Origin of the sequence: Nonomuraea mangrovi (genome assembly GCF_042681425.1) — a bacterium.
GTDB lineage: Bacteria > Actinomycetota > Actinomycetes > Streptosporangiales > Streptosporangiaceae > Nonomuraea > Nonomuraea mangrovi.
The window spans coordinates 14,234-30,407 of record NZ_JBHUFV010000095.1; the positions used below are offsets into that span (position 1 = coordinate 14,234).

The 16,174-nt window shown below is 69.0% G+C and carries 9 protein-coding genes; 4 read left to right on the plus strand and 5 right to left on the minus strand.

The window, feature by feature from the left end; all coding sequences use genetic code 11:
* Window position 1 precedes the first annotated feature (1 nt).
* From ACFSKW_RS50525 to ACFSKW_RS50545, 5 genes are all read right to left on the minus strand, one after another.
* On the minus strand, window positions 2–1,756 hold the full coding sequence (locus ACFSKW_RS50525; RefSeq protein WP_379582266.1) for a beta-galactosidase: 1,755 nt from the start codon (window positions 1,754–1,756) through the stop codon (window positions 2–4).
* Window positions 1,757–1,850: 94 nt separating this feature from the next.
* Window positions 1,851–2,687, minus strand: a complete 837-nt coding sequence (locus ACFSKW_RS50530) for a carbohydrate ABC transporter permease (protein WP_379582268.1) — start codon at window positions 2,685–2,687, stop codon at window positions 1,851–1,853.
* Window positions 2,688–2,692: 5 nt separating this feature from the next.
* Window positions 2,693–3,694, minus strand: coding sequence for a carbohydrate ABC transporter permease (locus ACFSKW_RS50535; protein ID WP_379582270.1), 1,002 nt, complete (start codon window positions 3,692–3,694; stop codon window positions 2,693–2,695).
* Entirely contained in the window at window positions 3,694–4,968 is a 1,275-nt protein-coding gene (locus ACFSKW_RS50540) for an ABC transporter substrate-binding protein (protein WP_379582272.1), read from the minus strand. The genes ACFSKW_RS50535 and ACFSKW_RS50540 overlap by 1 nt, the downstream gene beginning before the upstream one ends.
* A gap of 116 nt (window positions 4,969–5,084) precedes the next feature.
* Window positions 5,085–6,299 carry an ROK family transcriptional regulator gene (locus ACFSKW_RS50545; protein WP_379582274.1) on the minus strand — a complete coding sequence of 405 codons (1,215 nt, stop codon included), beginning with the start codon at window positions 6,297–6,299 and terminating at the stop codon, window positions 5,085–5,087.
* A 110-nt stretch (window positions 6,300–6,409) separates the two neighbouring features.
* Between ACFSKW_RS50545 and ACFSKW_RS50550 the strand changes: the two genes are divergently transcribed.
* The 4 genes from ACFSKW_RS50550 (at window position 6,410) to ACFSKW_RS50565 (ending at window position 15,545) form a co-directional block, all read left to right on the plus strand.
* The gene (locus ACFSKW_RS50550; RefSeq protein ID WP_379582276.1) at window positions 6,410–10,618 is read left to right on the plus strand and encodes a glycoside hydrolase family 38 N-terminal domain-containing protein; all 4,209 of its coding nucleotides are present in this window, start codon (window positions 6,410–6,412) and stop codon (window positions 10,616–10,618) included.
* Complete coding sequence (locus tag ACFSKW_RS50555; RefSeq protein ID WP_379582278.1) at window positions 10,615–11,415, plus strand: DUF7158 domain-containing protein; 801 nt, start codon at window positions 10,615–10,617, stop codon at window positions 11,413–11,415. Before ACFSKW_RS50550 ends, ACFSKW_RS50555 begins: the two co-directional genes overlap by 4 nt.
* A gap of 195 nt (window positions 11,416–11,610) precedes the next feature.
* On the plus strand, window positions 11,611–13,482 hold the full coding sequence (locus tag ACFSKW_RS50560) for a glycoside hydrolase family 5 protein (protein WP_379582280.1): 1,872 nt from the start codon (window positions 11,611–11,613) through the stop codon (window positions 13,480–13,482).
* Between the two features lie 14 nt (window positions 13,483–13,496).
* Complete coding sequence (locus ACFSKW_RS50565; RefSeq protein WP_379582282.1) at window positions 13,497–15,545, plus strand: phosphocholine-specific phospholipase C; 2,049 nt, start codon at window positions 13,497–13,499, stop codon at window positions 15,543–15,545.
* Window positions 15,546–16,174: the final 629 nt, after the last annotated feature.

The window sequence follows — 16,174 nt, forward strand, 5'->3', positions numbered from 1 at the left end:
TTTACTCCTCGGTGATGCCCAGATCCGACGAACCGCGCAGTTCGACCGCGTTCGTCGCCGAGCCGTGCAGCTCCAGCACGACGAGCTCGTTGCGCCCGGAACGCAGCACCGGCGCGGGGACGTACAGCGTCGCCTGCGGTCCGCGCGACCAGTACCTGCCGAGCGCGAAGCCGTTGATCCAGACGTGGCCCTTGGTCCAGCCGTCGGTCGCCAGGAACGCGTCCGCGGGTTCGTCGATCTCGAACTCGCCCCGGTGGAACGCGGGACCGACCCGAGCCGCCGACGCGGAGAATCGTAGACCTGATTCCCAGCCGCTCTCCTCGAGCGGAAGCGCGGTCGTGATCCACGTGTCCAGGGCCGCGCCGTTGACGGTGACGTCGCCGATCAGACCCTTGCGATCGTGGATTCCCTGACCGTAGTTCACGCGTCCCAGGTTCTCGACCAGCAGCTCCAGTACGGCCCCTGCCCGCGGTGCGACGAACGACATCGCGTGCTCGTGGTTCTCGCGCTCCAGCACGCCGACCGGTTGGCCGTCGATGAACACCTGGGCGCGATCCCGTACGTCCTCGACGCGCAGCACGGCCGGACCCGCGTCAGGCAGCGAGGCCCGGTAGAGCACGAAGCCGAACGACTGGCCGATCTCCTCCATCGACAGCGGTCGGGACGCCTCGACGCCCGACCCGAAGAGCTCCGCGTGCTCGAACAATCCGGCGGACTCCGTCAGCGGAACCCGGACCGGAGCGAGCTTGCTGCCCGGCGCGGGAATCGGCTCGTCCGGCACCGGCGCGTAGCGAGCGATCACCTCACGGAACGCCGCGTACTTGGCGGCCGGATCGCCCGCCTCGTCCAGCGGCGCGTCGTAGTCGTACGACGTGACCGTCGGCCGATACGTGCCTTTGTCGTTGGCGCCGTTGCTGAATCCGAAGTTGGTCCCGCCGTGGAACATGTAGATGTTCACCGACGCGCCGGCCGCGAGGAGACGGTCGAGGTCAGCTGCGGCGTCCTGTGTACTGCGGCCCTTGTGTACCGCACCCCAGCGGTCGAACCAGCCGATCCAGAACTCCGAACACATCAGCGGCCCCGTCGGCTGGATCTCGCGCAATGCGGCCAGGCCGGCGTCCACACGGCTGCCGAAGTTGACGGTGCGCAACACGCCGTCCAGACCGCCGCGCGCCAGATCAGCGGGCTGATCGCAGGTGAACAGAGGAACGTCGACGCCGCCGTCGCGCAGCAGCTTCGCGATGTGCTTCAGGTAATCGGTGTCGGAACCGTAGGCACCGTATTCGTTCTCCACCTGTACGGCCAGCACCGGACCGCCACGGCTGCCGAGGTGCGGCGAGATCAGTGGCAGCAGGGCGTCGAAGTACTCTTCGACAGCCGCGAGGAAGACAGGATCGCAGCTGCGCATCGCGATTCCCTCTTGCGCCAGCAGCCATGACGGCAGGCCGCCGCCTTCCCACTCGGCGCAGATGTACGGGCCTGGGCGGACGAGGACCCTCAGCCCCTCCGCCGCGGCCAGTTCCAGGAAGCGAGTCAGGTCGAGGATTCCGTTTGTGCGGAATTCGCCGCGCCGGGGCGCGTGCAGGTTCCATGGGACGTAGGTCTCGACCGTGTTCAGCCCCATCAGGCGTGCTTTGCGCAGCCGGTCGGCCCACTGGTCGGGGTGGATCCGGAAGTAGTGGATCCCGCCGGAGATGATGCGGAACGGCTCGCCGTCGAGGCGGAATCCGTCCTCGACGATGTCCAGTCCAGGCATGCCTGTGGTGCTCCTCGCATGGTTGCTTCGAGTTCTTGGGGGCCGTCCAGATCAGACGGGCACGCCCTGGTCGTTCCACTTCCGAGTGATCGTTCTAACCCTTGAGGCCACTGGTGGCGATGCCTTCGACGATGTAGCGCTGTGCGACCAGGAACATGACGACGAGCGGCGCGATGGTCAGGACGGCTCCGGCGAACAGTCCCGGAAGGTTGATGGTCTGGGCGGTGAGGAAGTTCGACAGTGTGATCTGTGCCGTCCACGATCCTGGGTCCTGTCCGATGACCAGCGGCCACAGGAAGGCGTTCCAGCTGTCGATGAACGCCAGCGCTCCGAGTGAGGCCAGCATCGCGGCGGAGCTGGGAAGCGCGATCCGCCGGTAGAGCCCGAACCAGCCGAGGCCGTCCAGGCGGCCGGCTTCTTCAAGTTCCCTGGGGAAGCGCAGGTAGAAGTTGCGGAACAGCAGCACCGCGAAGGGGTTGAACAGGCCGGGCACGATGATGCCCCACAACGTGTTCACCCCGCCGAGTGACCCTACGACGACGAATGTCGGGACGAATGTCGCCGAGCCCGGAATCATGAGGGTGCCGACGACGAACGCCAGCAGGAGTCCGCGCCCTGGCACAGGAAGCCGCGCGAAGGCGTATCCGGCCGCCGAGGCGAACAGCGTCGAGAGCGGCGCGGTGATCGCCGCGACGATCAGTGAGTTTCTCAGGCCGTCTGCCATCGGGACACTCGGGTCGGTGAACAGGGAGGTGAAGTTGTCCCAGTGCATGGAGGACGGCCACCATACCCAGTGTGGTGACGTGATCTCCCGGGAGTCCATCAGGGAGTTGCGGAGCATGAGGTAGAACGGCGTCAGGAAGATCAGGGTGACCACGCCGATGAGCGCGCTGCGGGCCGTTACCCGCAGGGTGCGGGTCAGTGGGTGCACGGTTGTCACTCCTCGCTCTTGCCGAAGCCGGTGATTCGGCCCTGGATCAACGTCACGGCCACGATGAGGCCGGTGAGCACGAATGCGCCCGCCGATCCGAGGCCGTAGTTCTGGGCCTGCATCGCCACGTCGTAGAGGTAGACCAGGGGTGGTCGGACAGCTGTCGCGGCGCCGCTGGTCGCCCCTCCTCCTCCGGTGAACAGGTTGTAGAACTCGTCGAACGCCTGGAACGCGGCGATGAACAGCAGCATGAGGACCGCGACCGAGGTGTTGCGCAGCATCGGCAGCGTGATCCGGCGCAAGAGGCGCCAGCCGCTCGCGCCGTCGAGTGAGGCCGCCTCGTAGACTTCGCGGGGGATGCCCTGGAGTCCGGCCAGGAAGAGGATCATGAAGAATCCGACCTGGAGCCACAGCCGTAGGGTGACGATCACGACCCAGTACAGCGGCGGACTCTGCGTCTGGAGCCACGGTGTCGCGCTCATGCCGAACCAGTCGCCGATCGTGTTGGCGACGCCGCCTGGAAGGCCGTTGAACAGGGACATCTTCCACAGCAGCGACGCCGCCACATACGACACCGCCGCCGGGATCAGGAAGCTGGTCCTGAACAGGGCTCTGCCCCGCCGGATGCGGTGGACCAGCAGGGCCAGGCCGAGCGAGGCGGCGAACGTCACCGGCACGATGAACAGGGTGAACAGCAGGATCTGGGTGATGGATTCCCGGAAGTCGGGGTCGCCGAGGAGTTGGGAGTAGTTGGCGAACCCGACCCAGTCGCCCAGGGAGATCGTACGGTCCGCCTTGGAGAAGCTGAGCAGGAAGCTCCAGCCGATGGCGAAGTACTTGAAGATCCCGATCCCGAGCAGGACCGGGGCGGTCATCAGGGCGAAGACGCCCACGGCCCGCCAGTCGGTGCGCCTGCGTCGGGCCATCGTCGAGGCGGTGCCCCGCGACCGGGTCGCGGGACTCCCTGAGCCCGTCGGCGGCAGCGTCGCCTTCGGTGCCGTGTTCATCAGACCTTCTGCTTGTCGATCTCGGGCTGGGCCTTCTCGGCAGCGGCGGTCAGCAGGGCCGCGACATCACCCTGCCCGGTCATCGCCTTGGCGGCTGCGGTGTCGAACACGCTGCTGACCGCGCTGGACCAGGTGTTCGGGTTCGACTTGCCGTACTTGGCGGCCAGGTCCACGGCGTCCTTGGCGCTACCGGCCCGCAGCTTGTCGGCCGTGGCCGCGACGGTCTTGCGCGGGGGGACGTGGAGGCCGTAGCTCTCGTTGAAGTCCTTCTGCAGGTCGGTCTGCGAGATCCACAGCCACTGCACGTACTTCTTCGCGGCCTCGACGTTCTTGCCCTTCGCGTTGACCAGGCTGGCCCAGCCACCGATGCGGACCACGGGATTGCCGCCGGCCTTCAGTGCGGGCCACGGGGCCACACCGAAGTCGTCGCCGAGAGCCTTCTGCATGTCCGGCATCGACCACAGGCCGCCCCACTGCATCGCGGCAGCGTTCTGGGTAAGGGCCGCGGCGTCCCACCAGTCGGTGGTGAAGCCGAGCAGCAGCGACTTGTCGTCGTGCAGCCGCTTGACGGCGGTCACAGCCTCGATGGCCTGCGGGGAGGCGAAGGCGGCCTTGCCGTCGGCGATCAGTTCGCCGCCGTTGGACCAGATCGCGTTGGCGGGCGCGTTGCCGACGCCGTCGTTGCCGACGAACAGGCCCTTGGCGTCCTTGGTAGTGAGCGCCTTGGCCGCGTCGGCGAGCTCGGCGAGGGTGGTCGGAACCTTGATACCGGCCTTGTCCAGGACGCTCTTGCGGTAGTAGAGCATCATGACGTCGTCGACCTGCTTGATGCCGTAGGTCTTGCCGCCGGCGCTGAGGTAGTCGAGATTGGTGGTGCTGAAGTCCGACTTGGTGTCGCCGTACAGGTCGTCGAGCGCGGCGATCTGGCCGCTCTGGATCAGTCCGGTGTTGAAGTCGCCGACCTCGAACACGTCGGGCGCGTCGGCGGTCAGCAGCGTCGAGTTCAGCTTCGTCCCGTAGTCGCCGGGAATCCAGGTGACCTTGACGGCGATGTCAGGGTTGGCCTTGGTGAAGGCGGCGGCGTAGCGGGTCACGGCCTGCTGCGTCCCGGCCTCGCCGTAGGCGTGGTACCAGACGTTCAGGGTGGTCTTCGCGGCGCTGGTGGCGGTGCCGCCCATCGGGTTGCTGCTGCACGCGGTGACGGCACCGGCGACGAACAGTAGCGAGCCTCCGAGGAATCCTCGTCGGCTAAGATCTGCGTTGCGTGTGCTCATTTCGCGTCCTTTCTTCGACTGGGGGGAATCGGGCGCGGAGGAAATGGCTCGCCCCAGCCGGTGTCTTCCGGAGATTGCTTGCAGGCAGTAGAGGACACCGGTCAGGGCCGTGCTGCTTACGCGCGATGGGTCAGAGCGCGCGCGTGGTGGGTGCGGACCTGTGGGAACAGGGCCCTGAGGCTGACCGCGGCGGCGCCGCGGGCCCACTCCTCGAACGGGAGCGGACGGATGAAGACCGGAGCCTGAGCGGCGGCTCCGAAAGCGTGCGCCGCGAACGACGCCCAGATGCGCTCCTCGAACAGGTCGTAGGTGTCGAGTCCTTCGCCGGAGACCACGATCCGCTCGGGGCCGGCGATGTTGACCATCGCCGCCACGGCGAGCCCGATGGCGGTGCCCGCCTTGGCGAAGACCTTCTTCACCGCCTCGTCGCCCGCGCGTGCCCGCTCCACGGCGCGTCCGAAGGTCATGTCGGCCTCACCGGACTCGGCCCGCGCCGCCGCCAGGATCGCTCCGGTGGTGGCGACGGTCTCGACGCAGCCCTGATTGCCGCAGCGGCAGGGTGCGCCGTCCGGATCGACGCAGATGTGTCCGATCTCCCCGGCCACGCCGAAGCCCCCGGTGAGGAGACGGCCGTCGACGACGATGCCGCAGCCGATGCCGGCCCCGACGGTGACGAGGGCGAACGAGTCGGTCCCCACCCCTTCGCCGAACCAGTGCTCGGCGACGGTGAGCGCCTTGACGTCGTTCTCGACGACGACGCTGAGCCCCGTCGCCTCGGCGGCGAGCTGTCCGATCGGGACGTCTCGCCAGCCGAACCTGGCCGACAGCCGGACCAGCCCACGGGCCCTGTCCACGTCCCCCGAGATGGCGATGCCGAGATTCCTGGTCCGCGCGCGGTAGTCGGGCCCGGCGTCCAGCAACTCGTCGACCAGGGCCGCCAGCTCGACGACCACCGCCTCGGGGCTGCGGTCAGGCAGCGGACGCCGTACGGACACCCGAACCTGAGCCCGAAGGTCGCAGAGGACTCCCACGATCTCGTCGACGAGGTCATCGGTGGTGACCTTCACGCCGACGAAGTACTCACGCTCAGCGGTGACGGCCAGGGGACTGACCGGACGGCCTGACCCCGGGGCAGTGCGCTCGGAGGCGAGCTCGTGCAGGTACCCGGCGTCGAGGAGCGGCCGCGCGGCCTTGGTGACGGCAGCCGACGACAGGTCGAGACGGCGCGCCATCTCCACCCGGCTGAGCGGGCCTTCTGTGAGCAAGAGGGCCAGGACGGCGGACGCGGCCGGCGTCGCCGCCAGCGTCTTGGCTGTCGGTTCTTGTAACACGGGTGAAACCTAGGAGGGAATCAATAACTTAGTCAAGTATTGAATCTCGACGCCTCGCGAATCTAAGCTCGGCACGCCGCCGCCCCTCCCCCCGGAAAAGAGCGACCGCGTTGACGCTTCACATCGACTCGATCCAGAGCACCGATCTGTTCGTCGGATCGCAGGAGCATCCGCTCCAGGTTCTGCGTGTCACGGTTTCCGGCGTCCGGCCTGGCGCATCCGTCGAGATCTCGGTACGGGGCGGGGCCACGGGCACGTTGACCGCCGCGGGCGACTCGGGTCCGTTCGAGGTTCCTGTCGAATGTCAGGAGCCCGAGGGGGCCGAGATCGCCGTCTCGGTGAAGGTCGTGGCCGGCGACGAGCACGTCAGCCGCGATGCCGTGATGACCGTGGCCGAGGCGGGCTGGACGATGTTCATGGTCTCGCACTTCCACTACGACCCGGTGTGGTGGAACACCCAGGCCGGGTACACGGCCACATGGGACCAGGAGTCGCGGGGCGACTCCCAGCACACCGGCTTCGAGCTGGTACGAGCGCACCTGGACCTGGCCAGGCGCGACGCCGACTACTGCTTCGTCCTGGCCGAGGTCGACTACCTCAAGCCCTATTGGGACGCCTATCCCGAGGATCGCGCCACGATCCGCGCCCTGCTCGCCGAGGGCCGGCTGGAGCTGATGGGCGGGATGTACAACGAGCCGTCCACCAACCTGACCGGGGCCGAGAGCACCATTCGCAATGCCGTGTACGGGATCGGGTTCCAGAAGGACGTCGTCGGCGGCGATCCGGCCACGGCTTGGCAACTGGACGCGTTCGGGCACGATCCGCAGTTCCCCGGGCTGATGGCCGCGGCCGGTCTGACGTCGAGTTCCTGGGCTCGGGGGCCGTTCCATCAGTGGGGTCCGAACATGACGCTCGGCTCGCACGAGGCTCCCCAGGCGGAACTCGACGGCATGCAGTTCGCGAGCGAGTTCGACTGGGTTTCGCCCAGCGGGGACGCGCTGCTCACTCATTACATGGCCGCGCATTACAGCGCCGGCTGGTGGATGGACTCCTGCCCGACGCTCGAGGAGGCCGAAGCCGCCGTCCTGCGCTTGTTCCAGCAGATGAAGAAGGTGTCCGCAACCCGCAACACGCTGCTGCCTGTCGGTACGGACTACACCCCGCCCAACAAGTGGGCGACCGCGATCCACCGGGACTGGAACGCGCGATACGTGTGGCCCCGGTTCATCTGTGCCCTGCCCCGAGACTTCTTCGCCGCGGTACGCGCTGAGCTGGAGGCGTCGGGGCGAAGGTTGTCGCCGCAGACCCGGGACATGAACCCGATCTACACCGGCAAAGACGTGTCCTACATCGACACGAAACTCGCCCAGCGCGCCACGGAGAACAAGCTCGTCGACGCCGAGAAGTTCGCCACCCTCGCCTGCCTGCTCGGCGACGCCGCCTACCCGGACGCCGCTCTGGACAAGGCCTGGCGCCAACTGGTCTACGGAGCGCATCACGACGCGATCACCGGATCGGAGTCCGATCAGGTCTACATCGACCTGCTGTCCGGGTGGCGCGAGGCATGGGATCTGGCTTCTGCGGTGCACGACCGCGCGTTGGAACACCTCGTGGGCCTGGTCGACACCTCCGGCGAGGGTGCGGCGGTGACCGTCTTCAACCCCAGCTCGTGGGCGCGGGACGACCTCGTACGCTTCACCGTCTCCGCGCCCTTCGCCGGGATCGTGGACGAAGGCGGACGGTCGATTCCCGTGGTGTGCGAACCGGATGCGGATCAGACGGTCGCGGTGACGTTCCTCGCCGAGTCAGTCCCGGCGCTCGGCTGCCGTACGTATCGTCTGACGCAGGACGGTGAGCCTTCCGCGTGGGTGCCGCGGCAGTCCACGACGATCGCCAACGAGTTCTGCGAACTGCGGGTCTCACCCGCGTCGGGAGGGGCCGTCGAAAGCCTGGTCGAGCTGGCCAGCGGGCGGCAGCTGATCGCGCCAGGCGGTGTCGGCAACGAGATCGTGGTCTACGACGAGTACTCCGAGCACCCGGTCTTCCGCGAGGGGCCCTGGCACCTGCTGCCGACCGGGCACAGCGTGGGATCGGCAACGCGGCCGGCGGACGAGGTTCTGGTCGAGGACTGCGCGGTCGGCCAGCGGGTCACCGTTCGAGGCTCGGTCGGGACGGTCAGGTTCACCCAGCGGCTGACGCTGTGGCGAGGGCTGGACCGGCTCGACTGCGAGACTCACCTCGACGACTACACAGGAAGCGACGAACTGATCCGCCTGCGATGGCCGATGCCGGTCGAGGGCGGGCTGCCGGTGTCCGAGGTGGCCGACGCCGTGATCGGGCGAGGATTCGCTCATCCGGACGTGGACAGCGCCGCACAGCCGTGGACGTTGGACAACCCGGCGTACCAGTGGTTCGGGCTCAGCAGCACCGCCCGGATACGGCTGCTCGACGACGAGACGCTGGTCGGCACCCGCGCCATCGGCATCGCCGAGATCGTGGCCGCGGACGAGGCCGCGGCGACGGGCCTCGTCAGGGACCTGAGCGTCGCGCTCGTGCGATCCGGCGTCACCTCGACCTGCTCGGTGGCCGACGGCTACCGCTACGGCGCGCTGTCCTTCGACTCCAACCTGCCGGACGTACGCATCAGCGTCGGCGGCCCCGGCACCAACTCCTTCACCGCAACGGTCCTCGCCCAGGCAGACCCGGCCTACGCGGAAGAACTGCGCCGGCAGCTCGACACCACGGGCCGCGCCCTGGTCTGGGTCCCCGCGAGCAAGCCCCTCACCGAGGCCTGGATTCCCGGCGCGGACCTCACTGGCACCCTGGACCTGCCCGTCCTCATCATCGACGGGCCCGACCTCCCTGACGCCATCGCCCACGTCATCGGAGGACTACGCGACGCGCGCGTAGACGTCCGCCAGCCTGCGGCCCTGTCCGGAAACCCGGCGTTCGAGGACCGTACGGTCGCCCTCCTCAACCGGGGAATCCCCGGCTTCGCCGTCGACGTCAGCGGCCGACTCCACCTCTCACTCATGCGCTCGTGCACCGGCTGGCCGTCAGGAGTGTGGATCGACCCTCCCAAACGCACCGCGCCTGATGGCAGCGGCTTCCAGCTCCAGCACTGGACCCACTCCTTCGAGTACGCCCTCGTCACCGGACCCGGCGACTGGCGCCACACCGGCGTCGTCGCCCGCGCCCACGACTACAACCACCCGCTGACCGCCGTGGTCTCGACCGGCGACCATCGGGGAGAACTCGCCGGCACCGGGTCGCTGCTCAGCGTCGAGCCGTCCACGGTCGTCCTCACCGCGCTCAAAGCCGCAGGCAACCCGCTGGCCACCGGCCGGGCGGGCGGCTCCGATCCGGCCTCCGGCATCGTGGCGCGGGTGTACGAAGCGCATGGCCGGGACACCGAACTGCGGATCGACCTCCCGGTCCCTGTGCGGTCGGCGTCACGCAGCGACCTCAACGAAGCCCAGGGAACCGACCTCGGAATCGAGCAGGGAACATCCGTATCGACCACGATCGGCGCCAACGCCGTCGAGACGCTGCTGATGGTCCCTTCTGCGGCACCGGCACACAGCGCGCACACCTCACTCGGCCACGCGACGGAAACCGTCCAGCCGGTCTACAGCCGATACTGGCTGCACAACAAGGGCCCGGCACCTCTGGGCAACCAACCGGTAAGCGTCCACCTGACGGCCACGGGCAACGCCGCCTTGCGAGTCACGGTCGCTTCGGACGTCATGGATCGCGCGGTCGAGGCGCGGCTCCGGTTGATCGCGCCCGAGGGCTGGCAGGTCGATCCGTCCGACCGCCCATGCTGGCTCGAGCCCGGCGGCTGGACCGGGATAGACATCACCGCGACGCCGCCCAAGAACGACGCAGGACCCGGCCCGCAGCCGATCCGGGCACTGCTCGCATACGACGGGCAGACCTACGAGGACGTCGTGTTCGTGGACGGCCACGGCGAACCCGCGCCGTCGAACCGCGACCGGCTCCGGATCGAGCTGAATCAAGACAGCCTGACGCTCGCCGCGGGCGGCCGGGCCTCGCTGTCCGCGACCCTGCACAACGATGCCTCGTTCGAGATCCGCGGCGAGTGCCAGGCCATCAGCCCGTGGGGCACCTGGTCGGCGGTCACGCCCGCCATCCAGGAGTTCGTCATTCCCGCACTGGGCCACAGCGAGGTCCGGATCGACGTCGCAGCCCCCGGCGACGCCCGCGGCGGGCAATGGTGGCTCGTCCTCAAGGCGATGTGGTTCGGCCATGTGAACTACTCGCCGGCCGCCGAGATAGTCATCGAGACGAAGCCGTGACCGCGGCCGACCAGCACCACCGACACGGCGGACATCACGCCGGAAGCCAGGAGATCGCGGCCCACCTCAGAACCGGCGTGATCACGGCGGGCGAAGTCGACGCGCGGGTGGCCGAGCTGCGACGCGGCCCGCGTGCCGCCCTGCTCCCCGCGCCCGCCACCGCCGAAGGCCGCCAGCTGCGGCGGTGGACCGCGCAGGTCCTGGTCACAGAACGTCTGCTGCACGACGAGGCCCGACGCCACGGACTGTCAGCCCCGCCCGACGCGCCCCGTCGCCTGCCCCCGTCTGCACGCATCGACCTGGGAAGCGTGCTGGCGGCCGTCCTCGCCACGTCCCCGCCGGCCTGGGCGACGTACGACCTGGTGACCGCCGACGTCACCGTCTCCGACGCGGCCGTGCACGACTACCGCGACCGGCTGCACGGATCCGGGGCGGATATTCCGCGACGCTGGGTCGTCCACAGGCACCGCGGCCGGCGGATCAACAACGGAAAGCCCTACCTGCTCGCCGCGAACGAGGTCCCACCCCAGATCGCCGAAGCAGTCTTCGCCGGACAAACCAACGACAAGATCAGCCCATCACCCGACCACTGGTTCGAACTCGGTGAAATCCAGGCCGCCGACGACACCTCCGCCGCCCCCGCCCTGAGGGCGATCCGAGACGCGCTCACCCACGCCGAGCGGCGACGGGTCTTCGCGCTGTGGACGAGCGCGCAGATTGCGGACCACGTCCGCCTGATGCCGGGCTTCGAACACCCCGCGGACATCCATCAGCCCGACAGCACCCACCACCACTGACCTGATCGATCAGGAATCGAGGATCCATCCAGCCAATGGTTCATCTCGATCTCGAGCCCGCCGCCCGCCATCGACCCCTGCCAAGACCCCTCCTGACCCACCTGCTCGCCACCGGCGCCCCAAGGTCGAGCGGATCCCCTTCCACCCCGTGACGTCGCGGTCCTCGCGCTTCACTCCCCCACCCGAGGTGCCCTCATGAGAATCAGAGCACTCTTAGCCGTATTCGCCACCGCTCTCAGCGGCCTGGCCGTCGTACCCGATCCCGCGTCCGCCGCCGAGCCGACCCCCCTCGCCGTGTCCTGGGAGGGACCGCTCAGCACCCGGGGCCGCTACATCGTGGACGCCACCGGCAACCGGTTCAAGCTGCGGTCCGGCAACTGGCACGGCGCCAGCGGCACCTGGACCGGCAGCGGCGACGACGAGGACCCCGCCAACAACTACGCCTCGGAGACCTCCCACCGGGTCCCGCTCGGCCTGGACCGCGTCCCGATGAGCAAGCTGATCGCGGACTTCCGCGCGCTCGGCGTCAACAGCATCCGGCTGCCGTTCTCCAACGCGATGATCAACGACACGCGGCCCGTCACCGACGCCGGCGTGGCGGCCAACCCGCAACTGCGCGGCCTCACCCCGCTCCAGGTCTACGACAAGGTCGTCGAGGCACTCACCGCCGACGGGCTCGCCGTCATCCTCAACAACCACACGACCACCACCCGCTGGTGCTGCGGCGTCGACGGCAACGAACGGTGGAACAGCAGCCAGAGCACCCAGAAGTGGCTGGACGACTGGGTGTTCATGGCCCGGCGGTACCGGGCCAACAACCGGGTCGTCGGCGCCGACCTGCGCAACGAGGTGCGCAGGGACACCTGGGACAATCCCAACTGGGGCTGGGGCGACGACCACGACTGGGCCGCCGCCGCCCAGCGGGCCGGTGATCGCATCCTCGCCGAGGCCAACCCGGATCTGCTCATCATGATCGAGGGAATCAACTGGATGGGCATCCCGGTCGACGGACTCTGGCACGACAGACCGCTCCTCAAGCCGGTCAGCACGCTCTCGCAGACCCTCGTCCGCTCGCACAAACTGGTCTACGCCGCTCACTTCTACGGCTACACCGGCCCGCAGCACACCGGCGCCGACGGCCTCGGCGAGACCCACGACCCCCGCTACCGCGACCTGAGCCGCTCCGACCTGTTCGCGGTCATGCGCGACACCGCCACCTACGTGGCGACCACCCCGGACCGGCATTTCACCGCGCCCGTGTGGATCAGCGAGTTCGGCGTCGGCAAGTCCGCCACCGACAAGGACAAGGCCTGGTTCGCCAACATGGTCGACTTCCTCATCGACACCGACGTGGAGTTCGCGTACTGGCCGATGGTCGGCTTCCAGGAGAACGACCAGGGAAACACCTGGGGCCTCGTCCGGTACGCCGCCGACGGCGGGCTGCGCAGCGTGCACGACACCGACGACTGGCGGGGCGCGCACTGGCGTCGCCTGATCGCCGCCGCCGGGCACACCGGCCAGGTCACCCCGGTCCGCACCTGGTCCATGCTGCAGGCCATCCGCGACGACGCGAACCAGTCCGCGCGCATGCGGGCCCAGGGAGACTGGGACTCCGGCGCGCACAAACTGTCCTGCCCTGACGACCAGCGCCTGATCGGCATCAGCCAGAAGGGCCAGGGCGGCCTGTGCACAGACGCCGGAGTGGCGGACCTGTGGGCTTCCGGCCCGGCGACCGTGGTGACCAGCGAGAACGTCACGACTGACTGGGCGTCAGGGTTCACCAAGTACCAGTGCCCCGCGGGCCGGTTCATGATCGGCTACAGTCTGCGGGGGGACCGGGTGTCGGCCGTCCTCTGCGCTCCCGGGCGGGTGCCGCTCGCCGGCGCCGGACGGACGCTGTGGGACGACCGGGGCGACAGCCGTCCCCCCTCCGGTGAGGGTGGCGACTACGCTTCCGGCTACCACAAGGCGCAGTGCGCGTCCGACGAGTACGCCGCCGGGATCGCGTTCTCCTACAGTGCCGGACGCTACGGTACGCCGGACGCCCTGTACTGCCGGAAACTCTGAAAGGCCGCTGCCCCTTGTCCGCTCTTCCTCCCTCCCTGCGGGCGGCGCTGGCCCGGCCGGTGCCGCCCGGCGGGCTCGGTTCCCTCGAGCACGTCGTGTTCTTCATGCAGGAGAACCGCTCCTTCGACCACTATTTCGGGACACTGCGTGGCGTGCGCGGGTTCGGCGATCGCAACGCCATCACGCTGCCGGACGGCCGGTCGGTGTTCGACCAGTCCGAAGTGCTGCCCTACCCGGTGCGCGCCGGGATCGGCGGCCGGGACCTGACCGAGGGCGACCTCCAGTACGTGGAGGGCGTCGACCACGAGTGGGACACGGGGCAGCGGACCAGGGGCGGCGGCTGGCACGACGGCTGGATCGCGGGCAAGGGGCCAGGCGCGATGGTCCACTTCGACCGCCGCGACCTGCCATTCCAGTTCGAGCTGGCCGACGCCTTCACCCTGTGCGACGCCTACCACTGCTCGATGTTCGGGCCGACGAACCCCAACCGGCTCTACCACTGGTCCGGGACCGCGGGGACCGAGCCGTCAGGGCGGCGCACCACCGGCAACGACGCCTGCGAGGAGGACACCCACCCCGGCTACACCCACACGTCCTACCCGGAGAGGCTGACGGCGGCGGGCCGTACCTGGCAGGTCTACCAGGAGTGGGACAACTACCAGTGCAACTCGCTGGACTACTTCGTCTCCTTCAAGGAGGTCGCGCGCAGGGCCCTGGCGCACACCCCCCACCGGAGCCTGCACTCCTTCTACACCTCGCTCGCCCGGCTCCCCGAGGCCGGGCGGGAGGAGATGCTCGCGGCGTTGCGTAAGGGGGTCGCGGAGCTGTCCCCCGCCGACCTCGTCGCCTACGAGCGAGGGCTGTCCAGGGTCGAGCCGGGGCGGCTCGCCGCGTCCTTCCGCGCGGCCGTGGCCGAAGGACGGCTTCCGCAGGTCTCCTACATCGTCGCGCCGGAGGCGTACTCCGAGCATCCGGACCCGTCCAGCCCGGCCCACAGCGCCGACCTCGTCTACGACATCCTGGACGCGCTCGCCTCACACTCCTCAGTGTGGGAGCGGACCGCGCTCTTCCTCACCTTCGACGAGAACGACGGCTTCTACGACCACGTGCCGCCACCGCTGCCGCCGGAGGGCACCGAGGACGAGTTCATCGACGGACTCCCGATCGGGCTCGGCTACCGGGTGCCGATGACGATCGTGTCGCCGTGGACGGCCGGCGGGCACGTCTGCTCGGAGGTGTTCGACCACACGTCCACGATCCGTTTCGTGGAACGCTGGCTCGGCGTCGCGGAGCCCAACATCACCCCATGGCGCCGCCGTGTCGCCGGCGACCTCACCTCGGCCTTCGACTTCAACCCGCCCGCGCCCACCACGGAGGCGAACGCCGGGGCGGTCGGACCCGAGGTCGGCGCGGTCGGGGAAGTGCCACAGGCCGGTGCAGGGGTGGTCGTGCCATCGTTCCGGGTGCGCTGGCCTGCCACACCGCCCGCGGTAGGGCGGCTCGCCACACAGGAGCCCGGCACCCGGCCGGCCCGGCCGCTGCCGTACCGGCCGGAGGCGTCCGCCGTCCTGGCAGGGGACGGGCTGAACGTCACCATGACCGACGTCGGGGAACGGGGCAGCCATTTCGCCCTCTACCCATACGCCGGGGAGTTCGAATTCCCGCGCCAGTACGACGTGCTCGGCACGCAGACCCTCACCGTCCCCGTCAAGAGCGGCGCCTACCGGCTGGTTCTCACCGGCCCGAACGGGTTCCGGCGCGAGTTCGCCGGGTCGGACGCGGGCGCGGCCGCCGCAGTGGCGGTGTCCTCCCGCGGTGACGGACACCTGCTCACGGTGACGATCGCCAACCCGGGCCCTGCCCGGTTGTCGTTCACGCTGGAAGCGCTTGAGTACGGCGCCGGTCGGCAGAACGCGGTGGTCACGCCCGGAGGACGGACAGTCCTCTGCTGGGACACCACGTCAGGCTGGTACGACCTGCGGCTGACCGTGGCCGAGGACCCGTCCTTTCACCGCCGGATCATGGGCCATCTCGAGGACGGCCGGATCAGTGTTTCCGGCTAGGCACCACGCGATCGTCATCTTGGGCTGTTGGCCTCTTCCCGTAGGTCAGGGCTGTCTTTCGACGCCAGTCCGGCGCCAGCACTGGTAACGAGGTTCTGACCTGGACTTCCAGGCTCGGCTCTCGTGCTGTTTCGACTTCTGTATCTGCTGGTGGTCAGCGTGTTCGGCTGGCTGGTGCTGCTCACCTGTTACCCGCTCGCCTTCGACTGCATCGCATCGTGACACCCGGCACGCCAGGTGTTGCCGTGCTGGGGCACACGCCCCACGGGACGCTGCAGGCGCCGCCGGGCGGGAGGCGAGGCAGAACGTCGTGCCGGTGGCGTCCTGGCCTGCCAGAGACGCCGGCGAACGGCGAGCCCCTCGGGCACGTCGTAGGGGCCGAGGATCGCGTCGGACCCTTTCCAGCAGCGCTGCGGGCGTCGTCGATCCTGCGCGTGGCGGGCGCCGAGGCCCGCCAACGGGCGGCACCGCTGTGTGAGCCTGCCGGAGACACTCAGACGTTGTCCCAGATCCGGCCGTCGCCCAGCTCGACGGGGACACCGACGAGGGAGCCGTACTCCGTCCACGACCCGTCGTAGTTGCGTACCTCGGGCAGGCCGAGCAGCTCGTGCAGGACGAACCAGGTGTGC

Bases quoted from the DNA above. Each gene is read 5' to 3' on its own strand.
- ACFSKW_RS50535 (WP_379582270.1), bottom strand. From the start codon at position 3,694: ATGAACACGGCACCGAAGGCGACGCTGCCGCCGACGGGCTCAGGGAGT.
- ACFSKW_RS50525 (WP_379582266.1), bottom strand. From the start codon at position 1,756: ATGCCTGGACTGGACATCGTCGAGGACGGATTCCGCCTCGACGGCGAG.
- ACFSKW_RS50560 (WP_379582280.1), top strand. From the start codon at position 11,611: ATGAGAATCAGAGCACTCTTAGCCGTATTCGCCACCGCTCTCAGCGGC.
- ACFSKW_RS50540 (WP_379582272.1), bottom strand. From the start codon at position 4,968: ATGAGCACACGCAACGCAGATCTTAGCCGACGAGGATTCCTCGGAGGC.